The organism is Lysinibacillus sp. CTST325 (assembly GCF_054665055.1).
This window is the reverse complement of the sequence record NZ_BAAFHO010000002.1, coordinates 65,791-83,322: the sequence shown is the minus strand read 5'-3', so window position 1 is coordinate 83,322 and position 17,532 is coordinate 65,791. Positions and strand designations below refer to the sequence as shown.

Here is a 17,532-nt window from a genome sequence, read left to right as displayed (position 1 = left end):
TGTCTAGACCCATATTCTTTAATTGGTCTGTTCCAATACTTTCATATGATGGAGAGGATAAGATGGCATTCAAAACACCAGAAGGCGAGGAACTTTTTCAGCAAGCCCATAGCAATAATTTAAAACGTTGGAATGTTTCATATGAAATATTAAATATACCGACAACATACGGTAGTACACATGTCATAGCAACTGGAGAAAAGGGACTTCCACCAGTTATTATTGCACGGGGCAGGAATGGGATCCACCATTTGGTATGCGAACATTAAAGCGTTGAGCAACATTCGACGCGTCTATGCAGTTGACGCAATCGGGGATATAAACAAAAGTGAACCTCTTCGTTCCATCAGCGATCCTGAGGACATGGGGAAATGGATGGCTGAAATTCTAGATCATCTTGATATTGAAAAAACAGATTTTATCGGACATTCGGCTGGTGGGTATATAACATTGAATATAGCGACATCCATACAAAGCAGGATAAACAAGATGGTCCTATTAGCCCCTGCTGCTTCATTTGTCCCGTTTCATAAACAATTTTTCCTTCGTCTTGCTTTTATAAACGCCATTAGACGCAAAAGATTCATACAGCGATTTTTTTGTGATTGGTTTATTGCAAAAGGAAATACTATTGATAACGGAGTATTGCATTACAAATGGAAGGTAAAGCCAGTCATCCCTAAAGTGATTCCAAAAGAGAAACTGGAGACTATTCAAGTTCCAACCTTACTATTAATGGGTGACAAAGAGGTCATCTACAATCCCAGACGTGCTCTAATGCAAGCAAAAAACAGCATTCCCCATATAGAAACCATGATGTTGCCAAATACAAGTCATTGCTTATTTATCGAGGATGCTATAAAGGTAAACGATTCGATCATTAAATTTTTACATAAAGATACTCCATGTGAACTGGGCTCTTTAGTAACGGGTGCTAATGTTCAAGAAGTATAAGCTATTTAATCATTTCTGATCTTCTAAAATCAGCCGCTTATCTCGAGTGAAAAAAGCCCAATTTCTCAATTTTAATACTGAGAAATTGGGCCTGTTGATTTTGCTGAAGCTACCTCAATATTTGTACTTGCTTAGCTGTTTCATTTTTTGTTATAGCATTAAATTGTTCTCACTATGATTTGAACTGTATGTGTAATAATAATTAAAAAGCCAAAAACAATACAACATGTCGCTAGCGTACTCTTTTTATGTTTCTTTTGCTTTACAAGGCCGAAAATAATCAGGCTAATCCAATTACAATAGATACTATTGATAGAAATATAAAAAATGGTGTACCTAATGATATTATAGGAAAAATATCTGTTAATCGCATGTCAACTTCTCCCTTTTCCAGTTTCTAAGTTTAAATATAGCTCTTCACCAAAATATGTACTTCCCTACACATCTTACTTCGAGAGAACGCTTTGCGCGGGGCTTTGCCAAACCACTTCGTCCCTCATACATTACTCCTACAATTCCCATGAGTAGCTATCCTCCGCTTCATATGCTTCTCTTACTAACAATAACAGGTGATTGTCACCAAGAGGCATTTAATTTTCCCTTTCCTCTATTTATAATAGTACGAATCAATGTTCTCTTTTTTCTTATTCATTCCTTACAAATTTATTAATTTGTAGCTAAAACCCAAATTTCACCATAGTGGCAACACAATTAAAAATCGTATGAATCTGACATGAGAAGCAAATGCTTTAGTTATTCAACTGTTCTAGAGTCCAATGTAGCGATTATGGTTCTTATTTCCTCAAATAAGACAAAAAAAATTTAATTTAGCGATTAATGCATAATGAATTCATTAAAACAGACATTATAGGATAACACCCTTGTTTAGTTATAAAAATAACTCCATCACCTTCTAGGAGGAAAAAATGAATATAAAATTACGTCTTAAAATAATGATTTTTCTACAGTTTTTTATTTGGGGATCTTGGCTTGTTACATTTGGTTCTTATATGATCAATACGTTGAATTTTACTGGCGCGCAAGTTGGAATCGTGTATAGTTCTAACGGTCTTGCAGCCATTATTATGCCAAGTTTAATCGGTATTATTGCAGATCGGTGGGTAAAAGCAAATGTGTTATACGGAATATTACATTTCCTCGGTGCCATTACCTTATTTACTGCTGCTGAAATTTCAGATCCTACAATGATGTTTTGGGTAATGCTCTTTAACTCAATCGTTTATATGCCAACACTTGCATTATCGAATACAATTTCTTATTATTACTTGGAAAATAAAGGATTTGATGTTGTAAAGGACTTCCCGCCTATTCGTGTCTATGGGACAATTGGTTTTATTCTTGCGATGTGGATTATTAGTCTTGCCAAAATTGAATTAAGTAATATTCAACTATTAATAGCTAGCGGCTCTTCGTTGCTACTTGCACTATACACAATTTCTCTTCCTGCCTGCCCAACTTCTAATGCCATTAAGGACAAGTCGTTGGTAAGCCTTTTGGGACTAGACGCTTTTGTTCTTTTTAAAGATAAGAAAATGGCGTTGTTTTTAATTTTCGCAATGCTATTAGGTGTTGCGCTTCAAATTACTAATACATTTGGTGATCCATTTTTACACGACTTTGCCTTGAACCCTGATTATAAAAATAGCTTTGCGGTAAAATATCCAGCTATTTTATTATCAGTGTCACAAATTTCAGAGGTATTCTTTATTCTGACCATTCCATTTTTCTTAAGTAAGTATGGCATTAAAAAAGTAATACTGATCAGTATGGTGGGATGGACATTACGTTTTGTTTTCTTTGGGTTTGGAAGCCCTGTTGGCGGAGGATTGTTACTATTGTTATTATCAATGATTGTTTACGGCTGCGCCTTTGATTTCTTTAATATTTCGGGAGCCATTTTTATGGAAAAAGAAGTCGACCACCGCATTCGTGGTAGTGCTCAAGGATTATTTAGTACAATGGTCAATGGCATAGGCGCCTATTTAGGAGCTGTCATTAGTGGAAAAGTAGTTGATTATTTTACAGTTGACGGAGTAAGGAATTGGCAATATATTTGGTTGTTCTTTGGAGCATATACCCTCGTTTTGGCAATCATTTTTGCAGTAATTTTTAAATATAATCATGATAGCAGTGCAATGAAAGATGTATCTGTGAAACAGTAAAAGGAAATTAACAAAGAGCCTTACCGTTTTTGGGAGGGCACTGAAAAACTTACGTTTTCATAAAAGCGAACCTTTTTCAGATAAAGATAAGGCACTTCTTGTTCAATTTTGAACAGGAAGTGCCTTATTTCTGTCTCTATTCCTTATTCATTTTCATTTGTGTTGTTTGGAGAAGCATCGCTCGACCCCTGCGGGAAAGCGAGACAGACGAGACCCCGCACGAAGCGAAGCGTAGGAGGAGGCTCGGCGCTCGCCCGCGGAAAGCGAGCGGAATGCTTCGGAAAACAACAGTAGAGTCACAGTGCCAAATGAAAAAAGCGGGGTATTCAACGATTTAATCGTTGAATACCCCACAATGTGAGAAGATATAGACTTTTTCAGTGCCCTCCGTTTTTGGTGAAGGCTCTTTACTGCTTTTAAAGATCGTCCGCATGGATGATTAGGCTAGATGCAATAACGTTTTCTCCACTCTTCAAGAGACATCTCATTAAAACTCTCAACATCATCTAGTCTCAACGGTGTAATTAATTCTAATGAATTACCATCTGGGTCTGAAAAGTAAATTGCTGCATGTGCATGAGGAATATTTGATAATACTAAAGGTTGATGTTCGGAAGCAAGACCAAATTCAATACGAACTTCAATGCCAATTGAGGACAACCACTCTTTTACATGCCCAAGATCTTCTTCATCAATTTTAAACGCTAAATGTCGGATAGATGGATGGTATTTTAAGTGAACACTATCGCTCTCCCATAATCCTAACCAACTCTCTCCTTTAACAATCCAAAAGAAAGCAACTTTTCCTTTTTTATAGGCTAGTTCCAACCCTAATTTTTTATAAAATACAATCGAGTTTTCTAAATTACTAACTGGTAAATGAGCTTCATATAAACCTTTTATCATGTCAATATTCTCCTATTCCATCATTATTTATGAAATAGTATATTAAAAGCACAACACATATACCTCAATCTTTCGTCTGAAATATTAATAATTTCCAAATCAATTTAATTTCATCATAGCTCCTTCTCAAATTAACTATCAGGTGGTTTAGATGTATCAGTTTCGACAAAAACAATCATAGCTATTACACTACCGATTCTAAAAACATAATGCCTTTTGAAAATATCAACAGTCCACAAATAAACACACTCTAGTGAAACTTTTTCTCCATTCATATTCCCTCTCTAAAAAATGGAATAGACATTCAGTGTATTTTTCTATTAATATAAAGTACAACTACTACTTTTTATAGATAAAAAATGAATATTAGAGAATATTTCTCGCACATCAGGAACGAAGGGGGATATTTAAAATGGGGAGAGTCCAACAACTTGCACCAAATTTTTATTGTATTGATACACACGATTTAAATCGGGAACAGCGTACAAGCTCCTATTTGCTTATCGATGAAAAAATAACATTAATCGAGACTTCTGCTAGTCCTTCTATGCCATATATAGTAGAAGGTTTAGATGAGTTACATATTGATCTAGAGGATATTCAATATGTAATTGTTACGCATATCCATTTAGACCACGCTGGAGGTGCAGGCTTATTTTTACAAAGCTGTCCAAATGCCAAATTCATTGTTCATCCACGGGGTGTATCCCATATGGTTAATCCTAGTCGTCTAATCGCAAGTGCAAAGAGTGTTTACGGAGCAGAATTCGATCGTCTTTTTGATCCCATTGTTCCTATCGATGTTGAGCGCATTATAGAAATTGGACATGAGGAAGTACTATCTTTAGGTCAACATCAGCTAACGTTTTATCATACAGAAGGCCATGCAAAGCATCATGTTTCGATGCTTTATTCTGCTACGAATGGATTATTTGTTGGAGATACAACTGGTGTACGTTATCCAGAAATGGAGAGCGAATCAATCGATTTAATTATTCCCTCCACTTCACCGAACCAGTATGACCCAGATACTATGGAGCAATCTATTCAGCTTTACGAAAAATTAAATGCTTCAGAATTGTATTTCGGTCATTTCGGTGCTTATAAAAATCCAACTGAGGCTTACAGACAAGTGCGCTACTGGACTCCATTATTTCTAGCTGCAGGGAAAAAGGCGTTACTGGTATCTAGTGATTTTAAAGAACAAGTACAATTTTTAGATACTCGATTAAAGGCTCTTTTGTACAACTATTTGCAGGAAAATGGCATCGCAGAAAATCATCCAGTTTATCAAACAATCCCATTCGATACCATTGTTTCGTCTATGGGGATTCTGGATTACTTAGAGAAAAAGAATGTCCAAAATTAAAGCAGACTTAACTGGAGAGGAGAACTCCTCTCTGTTTTCTTTTATGTTCTTCTTTCTTCAACAGTTACGATATTTTAATTTCAGTAGGCAAGCAAACGAATTCTGATTTAAAGAACTCTGGGAATAGAAAGGTATCCTAAAAATTCGAAATAGGTAACCATTCTAACCTTTCATCAATACCATCACTGGTGTAGCTTTCACACATGACTTCGACTTCATTTGATTTCATTAAATAAAAAAATGATATTTCATGAAATTGCGTTTCTCCATATGTACCACTTTGAAGGGTGGAAAAGTTTTCATGAATAAACATTAAACGATCAACTTCAAAATGCACTTTAGTTTCTTCAAAGCATTCGCGGATAACGGCTTCCTCTAACGTTTCCTGTAATTTCACCCTTCCCCCAACGGAGTAGTAGTAAGGGTCACGATTATTTTTAACCATCAGCACTTTATCATCTCGGAGAATGATTGCGCCCACCCTCATATTGAACACTCCATCTTGGGAATGTGATGTCCTACTTTTGTTTATCCATCTGAATTTCCTACATTTCAAATGTTAACTCTATTACTCTATGTAGCCATCTTTTCTCGATATTGCACAAATAAACGGAATCCAATCGAAATGGTCCATATAGAAGTACTGGAGGCTTACAGTCACTATAACCGTATTTATCTGCGGTCACCAGAAGATCAAGACTATATTGCTTTGTTGTGAAATGAAATGTTAAATCGAATGGAAAAAAGAGCAAAGACTATAGAATTCTATTAATCTAATACCGAGAAAAACTGCCCAAACTCAAATATAAATTATACGTCATAAACATCCTATCAATACATATTTTGTAATATACAAGAATTAAGAGGTGATAAAATGATATTAAAAAACAAATATTTTAGGTTTTTTATCTTTTCGTATATAGCAATTATAACAATTGCTATTTACAATATTTCATTTCTTAATAGAGTCTTGGTGGATATTTTAGTAGCTTTTCTATTTCTCATAATTTCTGATTTTGCTTTTAATAAAAAATTTCGAGACTATTCATTATTACAGAAAATCTCTCTTTTTGTAATGGCTGTGGGCATATTTATATTTGTTTTCATATCCGTTAAAACGACATAACACAGTATCTATTTAAACTTGGTTTACTTACCACGAGCTTTAAAGATTCAAAACTAGAGCAAGCTACCCTCCCTCCCCTGATAAGTAGGCATAGACTACTTCAATTAAAAGCTTTATCATATTTTACCGTATAAAAATACCATGTATTATAGGGCAAGACGAATACGTATACAGATGTAGCAACTTTTAAATCTTAAAGGTATTGTTTTAATCAATATTGAATATAGAAAATATAGGAAACTAAATATAATAAGAGGTGAGTTAATTGAACGATGCGTTTTATAGTAAACACTTTCAGCTAGACCAAATTGGTAAAGGTATATTTGCAGCAATAGCCAAGGATGGTGGCGGGGCTGTAGCAAATGCAGGTTTTGTTGACTTAGGTGATAAAGTTATTGTTTTTGATACATTTAATACACAACAGGCATCTGAAGATTTAAAGCTCATTGCTGAAAAAATAACAAACCGACCTGTTACATGGGCTATTAACAGTCATTGGCATGGCGACCATATTCGAGGTAACCAAACATTTAAAGATTCAATTATTATTTCAAGTCAAATTACATACTCAAATATAAGAGATGTTCATCCCTCAAGATTCAGTAAGCAAAAAAATGATATTCAAGGTTTAAAAGGCTATATTCTATCCTTAAAAGATCAACTAAATCAAACTAACGATCCCCAAATACAATACCAAATAAATTCTCTAAATGAATTAAAAGAATCGTTACCTACTTTGGAATTAGTATTACCGAACCAAACTTTTAACAATGAAATTACCTTTCAGGGAACACAACGCTGTGCAAAGCTTTTCACGCTAGGAGGAGGCCATTCCTTTTGTGATGCAATGCTTTATATTCCTGATGAAAAAGTAATATTTATGGGTGATTTATTATTTGTGAATTGTCACCCAACGTTTTTTGAAGAGTCTGATTCTGTGAAATGGAGCAATATTTTAAAAAATGTTGAACGACTTGAATTTGACGTTGCAGTACCCGGACATGGTCCAAGAGGTACAAAAGAAGATATCTCAAAAATGATCAATTATATATCTGAATTAACTACTATTGCAGAAAAGAGCAAGCAAAATGAGGAGATTGAAATTCCTGATATCTATAGAGATTGGAGTTCACCGGAGATTTACCAACAAAATATAAAACGACTAAGAGAATTGACAAATTCTAAAAGCAGATGTTGCTATAAATGAAAGAGAGGGAGTAGTAATTTGACCCTCTCTTTCAATCATTTAAATGATCCAAGACAGATTGAAAATCCTACTCCATCCCTTTACTGATAAAACAAATTTCACCAATTACTCAAATTGTTGGTTCTGAGGAATCTGTGCATTAGGACATCGTTTTTTTAACTCTATAATAAATTTCATTTTATCTTTTGGTAAAATTTTTATGCTACCATGAGCTGCTGTTTTGTAAAATATTTCCAAACCATTCTCAGATGATGAAATTAGATAACCAGTATACTTATCAGTCGTTGGTGTAACCTTTGTTATACTTTGATAAGGAATCTTACTTTTGAATGGCCCACCTTTAACTAAAAGAAAATTTTCACAGAAAACAAACTTAATAGAATTTGCGTACCACCAGAAAAAAACTATTGAAATAATAAAGACCGTTGACATAATAATAACAGTTGATAAAGATGAGATGAACAGAAGTATTGATATAGCCCCAAATATCCAAACCAATAAAAACATAATTATTGCTAAAATAATATCTGTTTTTGCATGATAAACCATAAGATTTATCCCACCTTTCTTATTAATTTCCGCTAAAAAATCTTATCGAACAGAAATAATAAAGTCGATGTAACAAAAAAGGAATATGCACCATCTACATTTTTAAAATACAACTGAAGATCAATAAAGCTTTATAAGTATTTTAACATTTATTTCTGATTCAAAACACAGGGAATTAACATGCACATGTTGTACATCTCTCAGAAAAACGAGGTTTTATAACTCGATATTTTCAAAATTTTTACAGCAATATAATAAGCATCGACACTGAAGCTGATGCTTTTTGCCTTTAATCGATTTAGCGCCTATCTGCTACCATTGTAATTTCTGATCGGCACATCACTGCTCTTTTAAACACTCTAAAGCTGCTCTAAAATCCTGGCTCTCCCCTACTTGACGGAAGTTTTTAAATGGGTTGCTCACATTTTCCATTCGCTCCAGTACAGCGGGAATAGTAAAGAGGTCTGGTGTTAAATGCTCATTAACTTCCTCCCAGTGTAATGGCGTTGCTACTAACCCCTTTTCGTTGCCACGAGTTGAATATGGAGCAATAATCGTCTTGCCTTCTGCATGTTGCACATAATCTAAATATAATTTTTGATGTCTGTTCTTCTTTAAACGTTCGATCGTATACAATTCCGGTTTTTGCTCACATAAAAAACGACAGACAAATTCAGTAAATACTCGCACCTCTTCATAAGTAAAAGCATTTTCAGGTAACGGTATATATAGCTGTATTCCTTTGCCTCCTGATGTTTTAACAAAAGATTGTAGCTTAAAATAATCGATAATTCCCTTTAAATCCAGGGCTCCAGTAATAGCAAGTGAAAATTGCTCAACAGAAGGTGGATCTAAATCGAAGACAATCTCAGTCGGACGCTCTGTTTGTAACGTTTGAAATGGAATATGCAGCTCTAGTGCAAGCTGATTACCTAGCCACAATAATGCTTCAAGATGGTTACATACTAGATATTGAATATCGTCCATCCATCCTGTTGCAACAAATTCAGGTATTTTCTCAGGACTACTTTTTTGATAAAAGCTTTCACCGGGAACCCCATGAGGAAATCGAATTAACGTAAGTGGTCGATCTCGCAAAAAAGGTAGTAAATACGGAGAAATCATTTGCAAATAATGCAAATAATTATCCTTCGTAATACCGATTTCAGGCCAAACAGGCTTATCAGGATGCGTAATCTGAACAGAATCTGGGATAGGATGAAGTTGACGTTGCATATGCTGCCAATGACAGTCCTCTGGCAACATCTCCAGTCGAAATGCATGGAAACGCGGTTCTCGACATTTGCTTCCATCAAAATCAATACAGGCTATATCAAGACAAATGGATGGCTCCAGTCCCCATATTTCATTATTCCTCTGTCCATTTGCTTGAAAAAAAGCAATGAGTGTTTTCCGATCTTCCTCTGACATTCCATGTTTAAAAATAACTACTTCAACTAGCTCTTCCTGTTGATAAATACTGCCATGAAAATAACCATTTCCATGATCATATTTCGTCACTATGACCGTTACATATCTCCAATTCTTTATTTTTAACCAATGTGTCGAGCGTGTATCTCCTATCCATTTACTCGTTATCTTCTTTGCAACCATTCCCTCTCCATTATAAACTTTAATAGCATGCCAAAGAGGCTCACTATGCTCCACACAGCTAATCACTTGCAAGGGACATGGATCCTCATAATTGACAGTCGCCGGGAGCTTTAAAGTTGTAAAAAGCTTTGAAAGTTGCTGTTTGCGTGTTTTTAAATATTTATTTGTCAGCGACTCCCCTTTATAGCTCAGTAAATCAAACGCAATATAATGACAAGGAAAATTTTTTGCATGAGTAGCAATAACTTCTTTGTTTTGCATCCGCCCTCTTTTTTGGACTTGCGAAAAATCACTATTAAAGTTATTCGTTAAATAAACTAACTCACCATCTAATGTTAATGGTAAATACTTTTTAACTTTATTAAATATACTTTTACAAAAATCGAGTATCTCTGGAAACAAGTGATTTAAGTTATTGCCATTTCTGCTTATTAACAATGGCTGTTCGTCCCAAACTAACATACATCTAAATCCATCATATTTTGTCTCGTACATCCATTCCTCACCAATAGGCGTTTCAAGCACTTCTGTTAATAGCATTGGTTTCATTTGAATACCTACTTTGCTTTTTACCTTCAGTTTTTGAAGATTTCACTTTAAGATACATAAAAATAAGCAAAATATATCATAGTAAGAAAAACGAGGTGATACAAATGCATACAGTTTGGAAAGGCAGTATCTCATTTGGTCTTGTCAATATACCGGTAAAACTTCATGCCGCAACAGAAAATAAAGACATTAAATTGCGACAGCTTCATAAAGAATGTCATACACCTATTAGTTATAAAAAAGTTTGTGAAGGCTGTAACCAAGAAGTAAAAGATGAGGACATTGTGAAGGCTTATGAATATGCAAAAAATAAGTTTGTCGTATTAGATCCAGAAGAATTAGAGAACTTGCGGAAGGAAAATGAAGATAAGGCCGTTGAAATCATTGATTTTGTAAAATTAACTGAAATCGATCCTATTTATTTTGAACGTACTTATTTTTTATCCCCTGATTCAACTGGCGGAAAGGCTTATGCCCTATTACGTCAAACACTAGAACAATCTGGAAAAATAGGTGTGGCCAAAATTATTATCCGTTCAAAAGAGCAATTAGCAATTGTCCGTGTTTATCAAAACGCTTTAGTGATGGAAACGATTCATTATCCAGATGAAGTAAGAAGTGTTGGTGATGTTCCAAGTATTCCAAGCGAACAAAACATTGTTCCAAAAGAGCTAGAAACCGCACTGATGCTAGTCGATCAATTAACAACCGAATTCAATCCTGAAAAATATACAGACGACTATCGCAATGCATTAATGGAGCTTATAGAGGAGAAAAAAGCTACAAATACCATCTCGACTAGCGATAAACGTCCAGTACCTGATAATGTTACGGACTTAATGACAGCACTTCAAGCTTCCTTAGAGAAAACGAAAAAGCCAGCAACACGAAAACGAACAACGAGAACGAAGAAAAATGCTTAATATGTACACGGAGAAGCGTATCCATTATTTATTGGATATGCTTTTTTTAAGAATTTCCCTTTTATTTGTTACGACCAATAGCTTGTCACAATACATCCCATATTTTTGATAAAAATTCGGTTTACCAATCTTCTCAAAATATCGATTCCATTTAAACATTTTTATAAATATCGAAAAGGTCGGTTTGTAATTGGCATTTTCCAAACCTAGTTTTTGCAACGTAAATCTTTTTATTATTCGGTAGATTCGTATGAAATAATTTGTGTTTAAGAAAATAATTAAGTCGGCATTCGAAAAACTTTGTGCTACCCAGTCCTCATTATGAACACCCTCAATAATCCACGCTTCCGTAAGAATAATATTATTCAGATAATCAACTTTTTGTTGCTCGGTTCTTCTAATATCACCAGAAATTTGTCTTATCCAAACAACATTATCTAATTCATAATAAGGTATATTTAATTTCTTGGACAATTCTTTCGCTAAAGTTGTTTTCCCACTACCTACAGAGCCAATGATATGTATTTTACACGGAAATTTCTTGTTCAAACGAACCCTCCTATCGCCCCCAGGAAATCAACCCCACATTTATGGTACGATTCTAATTTGTGAGAATATTGGATTTATTATACAATATTTCTTAAATAAAGATAAAGAAGAAGGAGTTAGAGGTATGTATCAAAATGAGTTTAGTGGAAATTTAGAGAAATATAAAAACCCTATTGAATATGATGTACTTCATGAAAATTATAACGTGGATTTATATTTTATTGAAAATCATCTCAAGAAGAATAGCGGTACGATAATTGAATTAGCCTGTGGCACAGGTCGATTAGCTATTCCGCTAGCCAAGCAAGGATTCAATGTTTATGCAGTAGATATCCATGAAGGGATGCTTCAATTGGCAATTGAAAAAGCGAAAAAGGCGAATGTTAAAGTACATTTTACTGTGCAAGACTGCACGCAGCTTCAATTACCTATTTCATCAAATTTCATCTATATGACAGGTAATGCATTTCAACATTTTTTAAGTAATGAAAGTCAAAATGCTTTATTCCATTCCGTTAAAAAGCACTTAAATCCAGATGGAGAATTTGTATTTGATACGAGAAATGCTCTTTTAGGCGAACTGTCTATCGTGGATGAATACGAAGAGAGTTCAATCAACAGCAAAGGTGAAAAACAAACTAGTCAGCATCGTGAAGAATACGACCCTATCACACAAATCTTAACTTGCCGTTCTATAAATAAGCTAGAACACTCTATTTTCGAAGATTCAATTCGACTTCGCTATACATACCCAATGGAGATGAAAAGGCTTTTAGATCAAAATGGATTCGAATTGTTACATATATATGGTTCTTGGAACAAAAGTGACTTTACAAAAGACAGTCCATCAATGATTGTACACGCACGGTTACAAAAATAAAACCGCAAAACACAAACGTTTGTTCCGCAATTCTGTTATAATTAAGAAAAAATTAGGAGCTAAATAGATGATAAACATTCGTGAACGCATGGAGCATTACCATATTACAGGTTTAAGTCTTGTAGCTATCAAAAAGGGAAAAATCAGTAAGACAGATACTTTTGGTGTTCTGGAGCCAGGTACCGATAAAAAAATTAATGAGCACTCCATTTTCAATGCTTGTTCGATCAGTAAGTTTCTAACAAGCATTTTAGTGATGAAATTGGTGGAACAAAGGATCGTAGACTTAGATGAAGATGTCAATAAAAAACTAGTTTCATGGAAGGTCCCTGACAATCCATTTACAAAGCATAAAAAGGTTACATTACGAAACTTACTAAGTCATCAATCTGGGATTGTGGACCCTGAAGGCAGTTTTATGCCCGTAGAATCATTTAAGGAAATGCCATCCATGGTAGAAATATTGAATGGTACAACTCCTTATTGCCCTACTACTATTGCAGTAACTTATGAACCTGAAAGTGAATTTCACTATTCTGATGCAGGCTTTTGTCTTATACAATTATTATTAGAAGATATAACGCAAAAGCCGTTTGCGCATCTCATAGATGATTTTATTTTTAAGCCATTGAACATGACAAACAGTACATTTTCTACCGCTCTTTCAACATCAAATTTGGATAATTTCGCATGTGGCCATGATCAAAATGGAGCTTTAATTCCAGGGAAATATTCTATTTACCCTTATCTTGCAGCTTGTGGTATATGGACTACCCCAAGCGATTTAACAAAATTATTACTGGATGTTATGAAAGCTGTCAAAGGGCAAAGTAAAATTGGCCTTACGACAAAACAAGTAAATGAATTGTTCAATTCACATGGATGTAAGGAATGGGCAGGCCTTGGCGTTTTTCTTGATGGCACGGACGAGAAGCTCGAATTTTCCTCTCTTGGCTGGGGTGTTGGGTTTCAATGTATGCTAGTAGCCTACCCACATCTTGAACAAGGAATTGTTATGATGACCAATACTGATACAGGTATACATCAAATGAAGGGAATCATGGGTGAAATCTATCATACACTTTACAAATAACAGAAAAAAAGGCTGGAAGATTTATCTTATGGTTGTAACCTTGAAACATATGTAAATAAATCGACCAAACATATTATATATAAAATATGTTTGGTCGATTTTTTATGATTTTGTTCGTAACGATTGTGTTTTTCCTTGTCTTACTCAACTAACGGTGTAGTTTAGTTGGATGAGGAAAAAATTACATATATGAAATAAGGCAATATATTGTTAAGATTTGATAGGTCAAATATTCTATGGAAAAATTTCATAATATCGGAGGTGATGAAATGATTACGGTTGAGAATGCCGAAAGTTCCTTGAAAATAAGATTGGTATACTATTTATTAAATTCTAATTCTTCAAGTATATGTAACGTTTCTTGTAAAAATAAATCTTGTTCTTCTTTACTTTCTAACAAAATACCATCTTCTACACGGTCAAAACGAAACGCACGTATAATGGCTTTTGTGTAAGTAGCATAAGTTCTTTCTAATTCATTTAAGGGGCGTTCTTTGTTATATGAATCAATAAATAATTTAAACCGCTCTGTTTCATTTAATCTACCTTTGTAGGGGACATGCCAAGCATGATATATACCAACTGCAATACATTCATTTAAATAAACTTCATTTCCAGCTAGATTAAAATCATAAATTGCCAGACTTCCTTGATATTGTTTTAACATGTTGTAATAACAAAAATCACCTTGAATCGCCCCTTGTGGTAAATCACCCCAAATTAACTTTAATCTTTGACGATAATCATTATATAAAGATTCTATTTTAGTAAATGCGTGGTACGATTTAAATTGTTTTTTAAAGTCTAAAAAGCTTAACTCATTTTCATCGTAATCCCCAATTGCATCAGTTTGATTTCCACCAAATAAGCTCCAAGAAGTAGCTATGTTGAATGGAGTTGATAGTTGTTGAGAGTTGTAGTGCTGAACACCTAACAAACTACCGATTTCAACAAGTTCTGCATCTGTTATAGTTTCAATTATTTCGCCCTTTAGTTCTCTTTCTAATGAATATACTTTCTCCTCAATTTCTACAACATAATAACCACTTTTAGATTTTACATATTGAGAAACATTCATCCCTTTTTCTGATAAATTGTTAGCAAAATTACAACATTGTTCCCAATAGGTTTTATTAGCTTGTTCTCCTTTTAAGAAATATGTATACTCTGCTTCAATTTTTGCTAAAACCCTTTCACCCATTCTAAAAATCTCTATATCTTTGGGGATAACGTCGTAATGACTACATATAAACATTATTTTTTGATTATCCATCTCAACCTCCATAAGTTTAAAAAAATTCTCTTTCCCAGATGGCAAATCTGCAACTTCATTTTATAGAAATTTTTTACAATTGTACATAAAAAAATAGATATTGTATCCACTCCTTAAACTAAGTGATGTAACTAAATACACGGGATATAAAAGCATAATCGTTAAGATCATTTTTTCCAACTGAATGGCAATTAATAAGTGCTAGATATAAAGTGTATAAAGTGAAAGTTAGATCTGAACAGTAGAAAAAAACAAAACAGGAAATTGGTGTTATGTCTGTTATTTATCGAATACACGATTAAACGTTAAGAGATTTATGTAGATTTGAAATAAAGTCACGATGTTAAAAAAATGATGCGAAGTATAAAATAAAGTCGTACCGTTAATAAAAAGATTGATTAAAATCATCTCACCTCTATAGATTTCTAATGATGAGGTGATATTTTGTTGGAAATGAATATTAATATTACTATAAAGATTGAGAAGAAATGTACTTAAACAAACGGAGCATGTTAGTTCAACAAGGAAATGTTAAAGTAGCAATGTAGAAATAATAAAGTTGTTTCATTTTGAAAGGCAAATCGCTTAAATAAAATTCCCTTTCCTTTAAGGTGTTCATAAAAGAAATTTTTGTCAAAAATGTTGAACATTTATAGTGAATATATGTATAATTCTAAATGTCAAAAGTATTGGACATCCGAAAAGGGTTACTACAATGAAAAATATAATTAAGGTGTTAAGAAAAAAATTGGGAATTACCCAAGAGGAGTTAGCGAAAAAATGTGGTGTATCCAGGCAAACAATTAATTGTATTGAAAATGATAAATATGACCCCACCATTTCACTGGCTTTTAAAATTGCGAAAGCACTAAATACAAAGGTAGATGAGGTGTTTATACATGAATAAATTCAAAAGAAATTACATGATTAAAATGAAAGACATTGTATTAGAAGGAGCAAATATATTAAGAAAAAAATTAAAAGAAGTCCCTTTCCCTTTGACTAATGAGGATAAAGGAAATTTAGTTTGTATGTTAAACTTCTTGAAAAATAGTCAAGACCCTGTAATGGCTGAAAAACATAAACTTCGTGCAGGTGTTGGCTTGTCGGCTAATCAAATAGGCTTAAACAAGCGAATGTTTGTTATGTATATAGATGGTATAGAGTACATTTTAATTAACCCTAAAATTATTAGTCATTCAATAAACATAGTTTATTTACCTGATGGTGAAGGTTGCTTGTCTGTAAATAGAGATGTTTTAGGCTATGTACCCCGATATGAAAGAATTAAAATTAGTGCTTATAATATTGATGGAGAAATTATTACACATAGTTTTAGTGGATATGAAGCAATAGTTGCACAACATGAATTCGACCATTTAAATGGTATTATGTTTTACGATAGAATTAACAAATCTAATCCATTTGAATTGCCAAAGAATGAAATTTGAAAGGAATAAAATCATAACTGAGAAAATTAACCAAACAATTGAAGACATATGGATGGGAATGTTCTTCTTATAGAAAATCAAATTATTGTAAAGGATCTTTCGTACGAAATAGTAAATAACGTTTTTTTCGATTTAGACTAACAAAATGAATTATTAAATGCAAGTCTGTTATTCAACTAAAGGGGTGCGTTAGTATAGTAAGAGACAGCGATTGCTGTCTCTTTTTCATGGTCAAAATAGACTAATTATCCTCTATTCCTATACCCTAACATAAATCATCAAGCCTCTTTCTTCACCTTATAATACATTTGCACCATTTGCCCATAGCGTTGGGTATTGACTAATTTCAAATCTTGATATGGATTACGATCCTTAAACAATGGAATTCCAGAGCCTAAAAGATGTGGCGTAATCGTAATAATTAATTCATCAATAAGTTGTTCCTTCATAAAGGCATCGAGAATTTCCGCTCCGCCAACCATCCAAATTTTCGAGCCTTCCTGTTCCCTTAATTTTTTCGTAAACGCAACAACATCTTCATTCACAAACTCAACTTGTTCGTTTTTACCACTTCGTGAAGTTGTGAATACATAACATTTCTTATCGGGATAGGGAAAAGATTCAATATGGTCTACAATGTAATCATACGTTCTCTTCCCCATAATAATGGTGTCGATGGATTGATACATGTCAGAATAGCCAGCATCCCCTTCCCCCTCTGTTTCTTCTAGCCATTGTAAATCATCATTCTCTTTCGCAATAAATCCATCCAAACTAGTCGCAATATATAAAATGATATCTCGTGACATAACGTCATCTCCATTCTTTTTTTGTAAAACTCATGAACAATATTTATACTATACACAAAACATGACAACTACTGGCATGATTAAAAGAAAAGGTGAG

At 33.8% G+C, this 17,532-nt stretch carries 17 protein-coding genes; 10 read left to right on the top strand and 7 right to left on the bottom strand.

Annotated features, from left to right (window positions below; all coding sequences use genetic code 11):
- The first annotated feature begins 62 nt into the window (after nt 1–62).
- From ACYQ73_RS05810 to ACYQ73_RS05800, 3 genes are all read left to right on the top strand, one after another.
- Nucleotides 63–269: a hypothetical protein gene (locus ACYQ73_RS05810; RefSeq protein ID WP_460011602.1), complete on the top strand. Its 207-nt coding sequence runs from the start codon at nt 63–65 to the stop codon at nt 267–269.
- Entirely contained in the window at nt 238–954 is a 717-nt protein-coding gene (locus tag ACYQ73_RS05805; RefSeq protein WP_460011601.1) for an alpha/beta fold hydrolase, read from the top strand. Before ACYQ73_RS05810 ends, ACYQ73_RS05805 begins: the two co-directional genes overlap by 32 nt.
- 926 nt (nt 955–1,880) lie before the next feature.
- Nucleotides 1,881–3,137, top strand: coding sequence for a nucleoside permease (locus tag ACYQ73_RS05800; RefSeq protein WP_460011600.1), 1,257 nt, complete (start codon nt 1,881–1,883; stop codon nt 3,135–3,137).
- 444 nt (nt 3,138–3,581) lie between these two features.
- Here ACYQ73_RS05800 and ACYQ73_RS05795 read toward each other — a convergent pair whose 3' ends face one another.
- Nucleotides 3,582–4,043: a VOC family protein gene (locus tag ACYQ73_RS05795; protein ID WP_460011599.1), complete on the bottom strand. Its 462-nt coding sequence runs from the start codon at nt 4,041–4,043 to the stop codon at nt 3,582–3,584.
- Nucleotides 4,044–4,455: 412 nt separating this feature from the next.
- Between ACYQ73_RS05795 and ACYQ73_RS05790 the strand changes: the two genes are divergently transcribed.
- Entirely contained in the window at nt 4,456–5,412 is a 957-nt protein-coding gene (locus ACYQ73_RS05790) for an MBL fold metallo-hydrolase (protein WP_460011598.1), read from the top strand.
- 136 nt (nt 5,413–5,548) lie between these two features.
- Here ACYQ73_RS05790 and ACYQ73_RS05785 read toward each other — a convergent pair whose 3' ends face one another.
- Nucleotides 5,549–5,893, bottom strand: coding sequence for an NUDIX hydrolase (locus tag ACYQ73_RS05785; protein ID WP_460011597.1), 345 nt, complete (start codon nt 5,891–5,893; stop codon nt 5,549–5,551).
- Between the two features lie 910 nt (nt 5,894–6,803).
- On the opposite strand from ACYQ73_RS05785, the gene ACYQ73_RS05780 reads away from it, so the two are divergent.
- Entirely contained in the window at nt 6,804–7,745 is a 942-nt protein-coding gene (locus ACYQ73_RS05780; RefSeq protein WP_460011596.1) for an MBL fold metallo-hydrolase, read from the top strand.
- Nucleotides 7,746–7,850: 105 nt separating this feature from the next.
- Here the strand turns inward: ACYQ73_RS05780 and ACYQ73_RS05775 are convergent, their stop codons facing one another.
- A complete protein-coding gene (locus ACYQ73_RS05775) occupies nt 7,851–8,294 on the bottom strand; it encodes a PH domain-containing protein (protein ID WP_460011595.1) in 444 nt (147 codons plus the stop codon).
- A gap of 339 nt (nt 8,295–8,633) precedes the next feature.
- A complete protein-coding gene (locus ACYQ73_RS05770; protein WP_460011594.1) occupies nt 8,634–10,457 on the bottom strand; it encodes a DNA ligase D in 1,824 nt (607 codons plus the stop codon).
- A gap of 104 nt (nt 10,458–10,561) precedes the next feature.
- Here ACYQ73_RS05770 and ku point away from each other — a divergent pair, with 104 nt between their 5' ends.
- Nucleotides 10,562–11,380 (top strand): non-homologous end joining protein Ku, encoded by an 819-nt coding sequence (ku, locus tag ACYQ73_RS05765; RefSeq protein ID WP_460011593.1) that lies wholly within the window; start codon nt 10,562–10,564, stop codon nt 11,378–11,380.
- A gap of 24 nt (nt 11,381–11,404) precedes the next feature.
- Here the strand turns inward: ku and ACYQ73_RS05760 are convergent, their stop codons facing one another.
- On the bottom strand, nt 11,405–11,929 hold the full coding sequence (locus ACYQ73_RS05760; RefSeq protein ID WP_460011592.1) for an AAA family ATPase: 525 nt from the start codon (nt 11,927–11,929) through the stop codon (nt 11,405–11,407).
- A 124-nt stretch (nt 11,930–12,053) separates the two neighbouring features.
- Between ACYQ73_RS05760 and ACYQ73_RS05755 the strand changes: the two genes are divergently transcribed.
- Nucleotides 12,054–12,809, top strand: a complete 756-nt coding sequence (locus tag ACYQ73_RS05755) for a class I SAM-dependent methyltransferase (RefSeq protein ID WP_460011591.1) — start codon at nt 12,054–12,056, stop codon at nt 12,807–12,809.
- A 67-nt stretch (nt 12,810–12,876) separates the two neighbouring features.
- Entirely contained in the window at nt 12,877–13,902 is a 1,026-nt protein-coding gene (locus ACYQ73_RS05750; protein WP_460011590.1) for a serine hydrolase domain-containing protein, read from the top strand.
- 319 nt (nt 13,903–14,221) lie between these two features.
- On the opposite strand, the gene ACYQ73_RS05745 is transcribed toward ACYQ73_RS05750, so the two are convergent.
- On the bottom strand, nt 14,222–15,175 hold the full coding sequence (locus tag ACYQ73_RS05745) for a protein kinase family protein (RefSeq protein WP_460011589.1): 954 nt from the start codon (nt 15,173–15,175) through the stop codon (nt 14,222–14,224).
- 715 nt (nt 15,176–15,890) lie between these two features.
- Here ACYQ73_RS05745 and ACYQ73_RS05740 point away from each other — a divergent pair.
- Both ACYQ73_RS05740 and def read left to right on the top strand, forming a co-directional pair.
- Nucleotides 15,891–16,082: a helix-turn-helix transcriptional regulator gene (locus tag ACYQ73_RS05740; protein WP_460011588.1), complete on the top strand. Its 192-nt coding sequence runs from the start codon at nt 15,891–15,893 to the stop codon at nt 16,080–16,082.
- Nucleotides 16,075–16,626 carry a peptide deformylase gene (gene def / locus ACYQ73_RS05735; RefSeq protein WP_460011587.1) on the top strand — a complete coding sequence of 184 codons (552 nt, stop codon included), beginning with the start codon at nt 16,075–16,077 and terminating at the stop codon, nt 16,624–16,626. The genes ACYQ73_RS05740 and def overlap by 8 nt, the downstream gene beginning before the upstream one ends.
- Nucleotides 16,627–16,904: 278 nt before the next feature.
- Here def and ACYQ73_RS05730 read toward each other — a convergent pair whose 3' ends face one another.
- Nucleotides 16,905–17,435 carry a dihydrofolate reductase family protein gene (locus tag ACYQ73_RS05730; protein WP_460011586.1) on the bottom strand — a complete coding sequence of 177 codons (531 nt, stop codon included), beginning with the start codon at nt 17,433–17,435 and terminating at the stop codon, nt 16,905–16,907.
- Between the last annotated feature and the right edge of the window lie 97 nt (nt 17,436–17,532).

Coding starts and splice junctions, on each gene's coding strand:
- ku (WP_460011593.1), top strand. CDS start 10,562: ATGCATACAGTTTGGAAAGGCAGTATCTCATTTGGTCTTGTCAATATA.
- ACYQ73_RS05800 (WP_460011600.1), top strand. CDS start 1,881: ATGAATATAAAATTACGTCTTAAAATAATGATTTTTCTACAGTTTTTT.
- ACYQ73_RS05740 (WP_460011588.1), top strand. CDS start 15,891: ATGAAAAATATAATTAAGGTGTTAAGAAAAAAATTGGGAATTACCCAA.
- ACYQ73_RS05755 (WP_460011591.1), top strand. CDS start 12,054: ATGTATCAAAATGAGTTTAGTGGAAATTTAGAGAAATATAAAAACCCT.
- ACYQ73_RS05750 (WP_460011590.1), top strand. CDS start 12,877: ATGATAAACATTCGTGAACGCATGGAGCATTACCATATTACAGGTTTA.
- ACYQ73_RS05775 (WP_460011595.1), bottom strand. CDS start 8,294: ATGGTTTATCATGCAAAAACAGATATTATTTTAGCAATAATTATGTTT.
- ACYQ73_RS05745 (WP_460011589.1), bottom strand. CDS start 15,175: ATGGATAATCAAAAAATAATGTTTATATGTAGTCATTACGACGTTATC.
- ACYQ73_RS05810 (WP_460011602.1), top strand. CDS start 63: ATGGCATTCAAAACACCAGAAGGCGAGGAACTTTTTCAGCAAGCCCAT.
- def (WP_460011587.1), top strand. CDS start 16,075: ATGAATAAATTCAAAAGAAATTACATGATTAAAATGAAAGACATTGTA.
- ACYQ73_RS05770 (WP_460011594.1), bottom strand. CDS start 10,457: ATGAAACCAATGCTATTAACAGAAGTGCTTGAAACGCCTATTGGTGAG.
- ACYQ73_RS05730 (WP_460011586.1), bottom strand. CDS start 17,435: ATGTCACGAGATATCATTTTATATATTGCGACTAGTTTGGATGGATTT.
- ACYQ73_RS05790 (WP_460011598.1), top strand. CDS start 4,456: ATGGGGAGAGTCCAACAACTTGCACCAAATTTTTATTGTATTGATACA.
- ACYQ73_RS05805 (WP_460011601.1), top strand. CDS start 238: ATGGGATCCACCATTTGGTATGCGAACATTAAAGCGTTGAGCAACATT.
- ACYQ73_RS05795 (WP_460011599.1), bottom strand. CDS start 4,043: ATGATAAAAGGTTTATATGAAGCTCATTTACCAGTTAGTAATTTAGAA.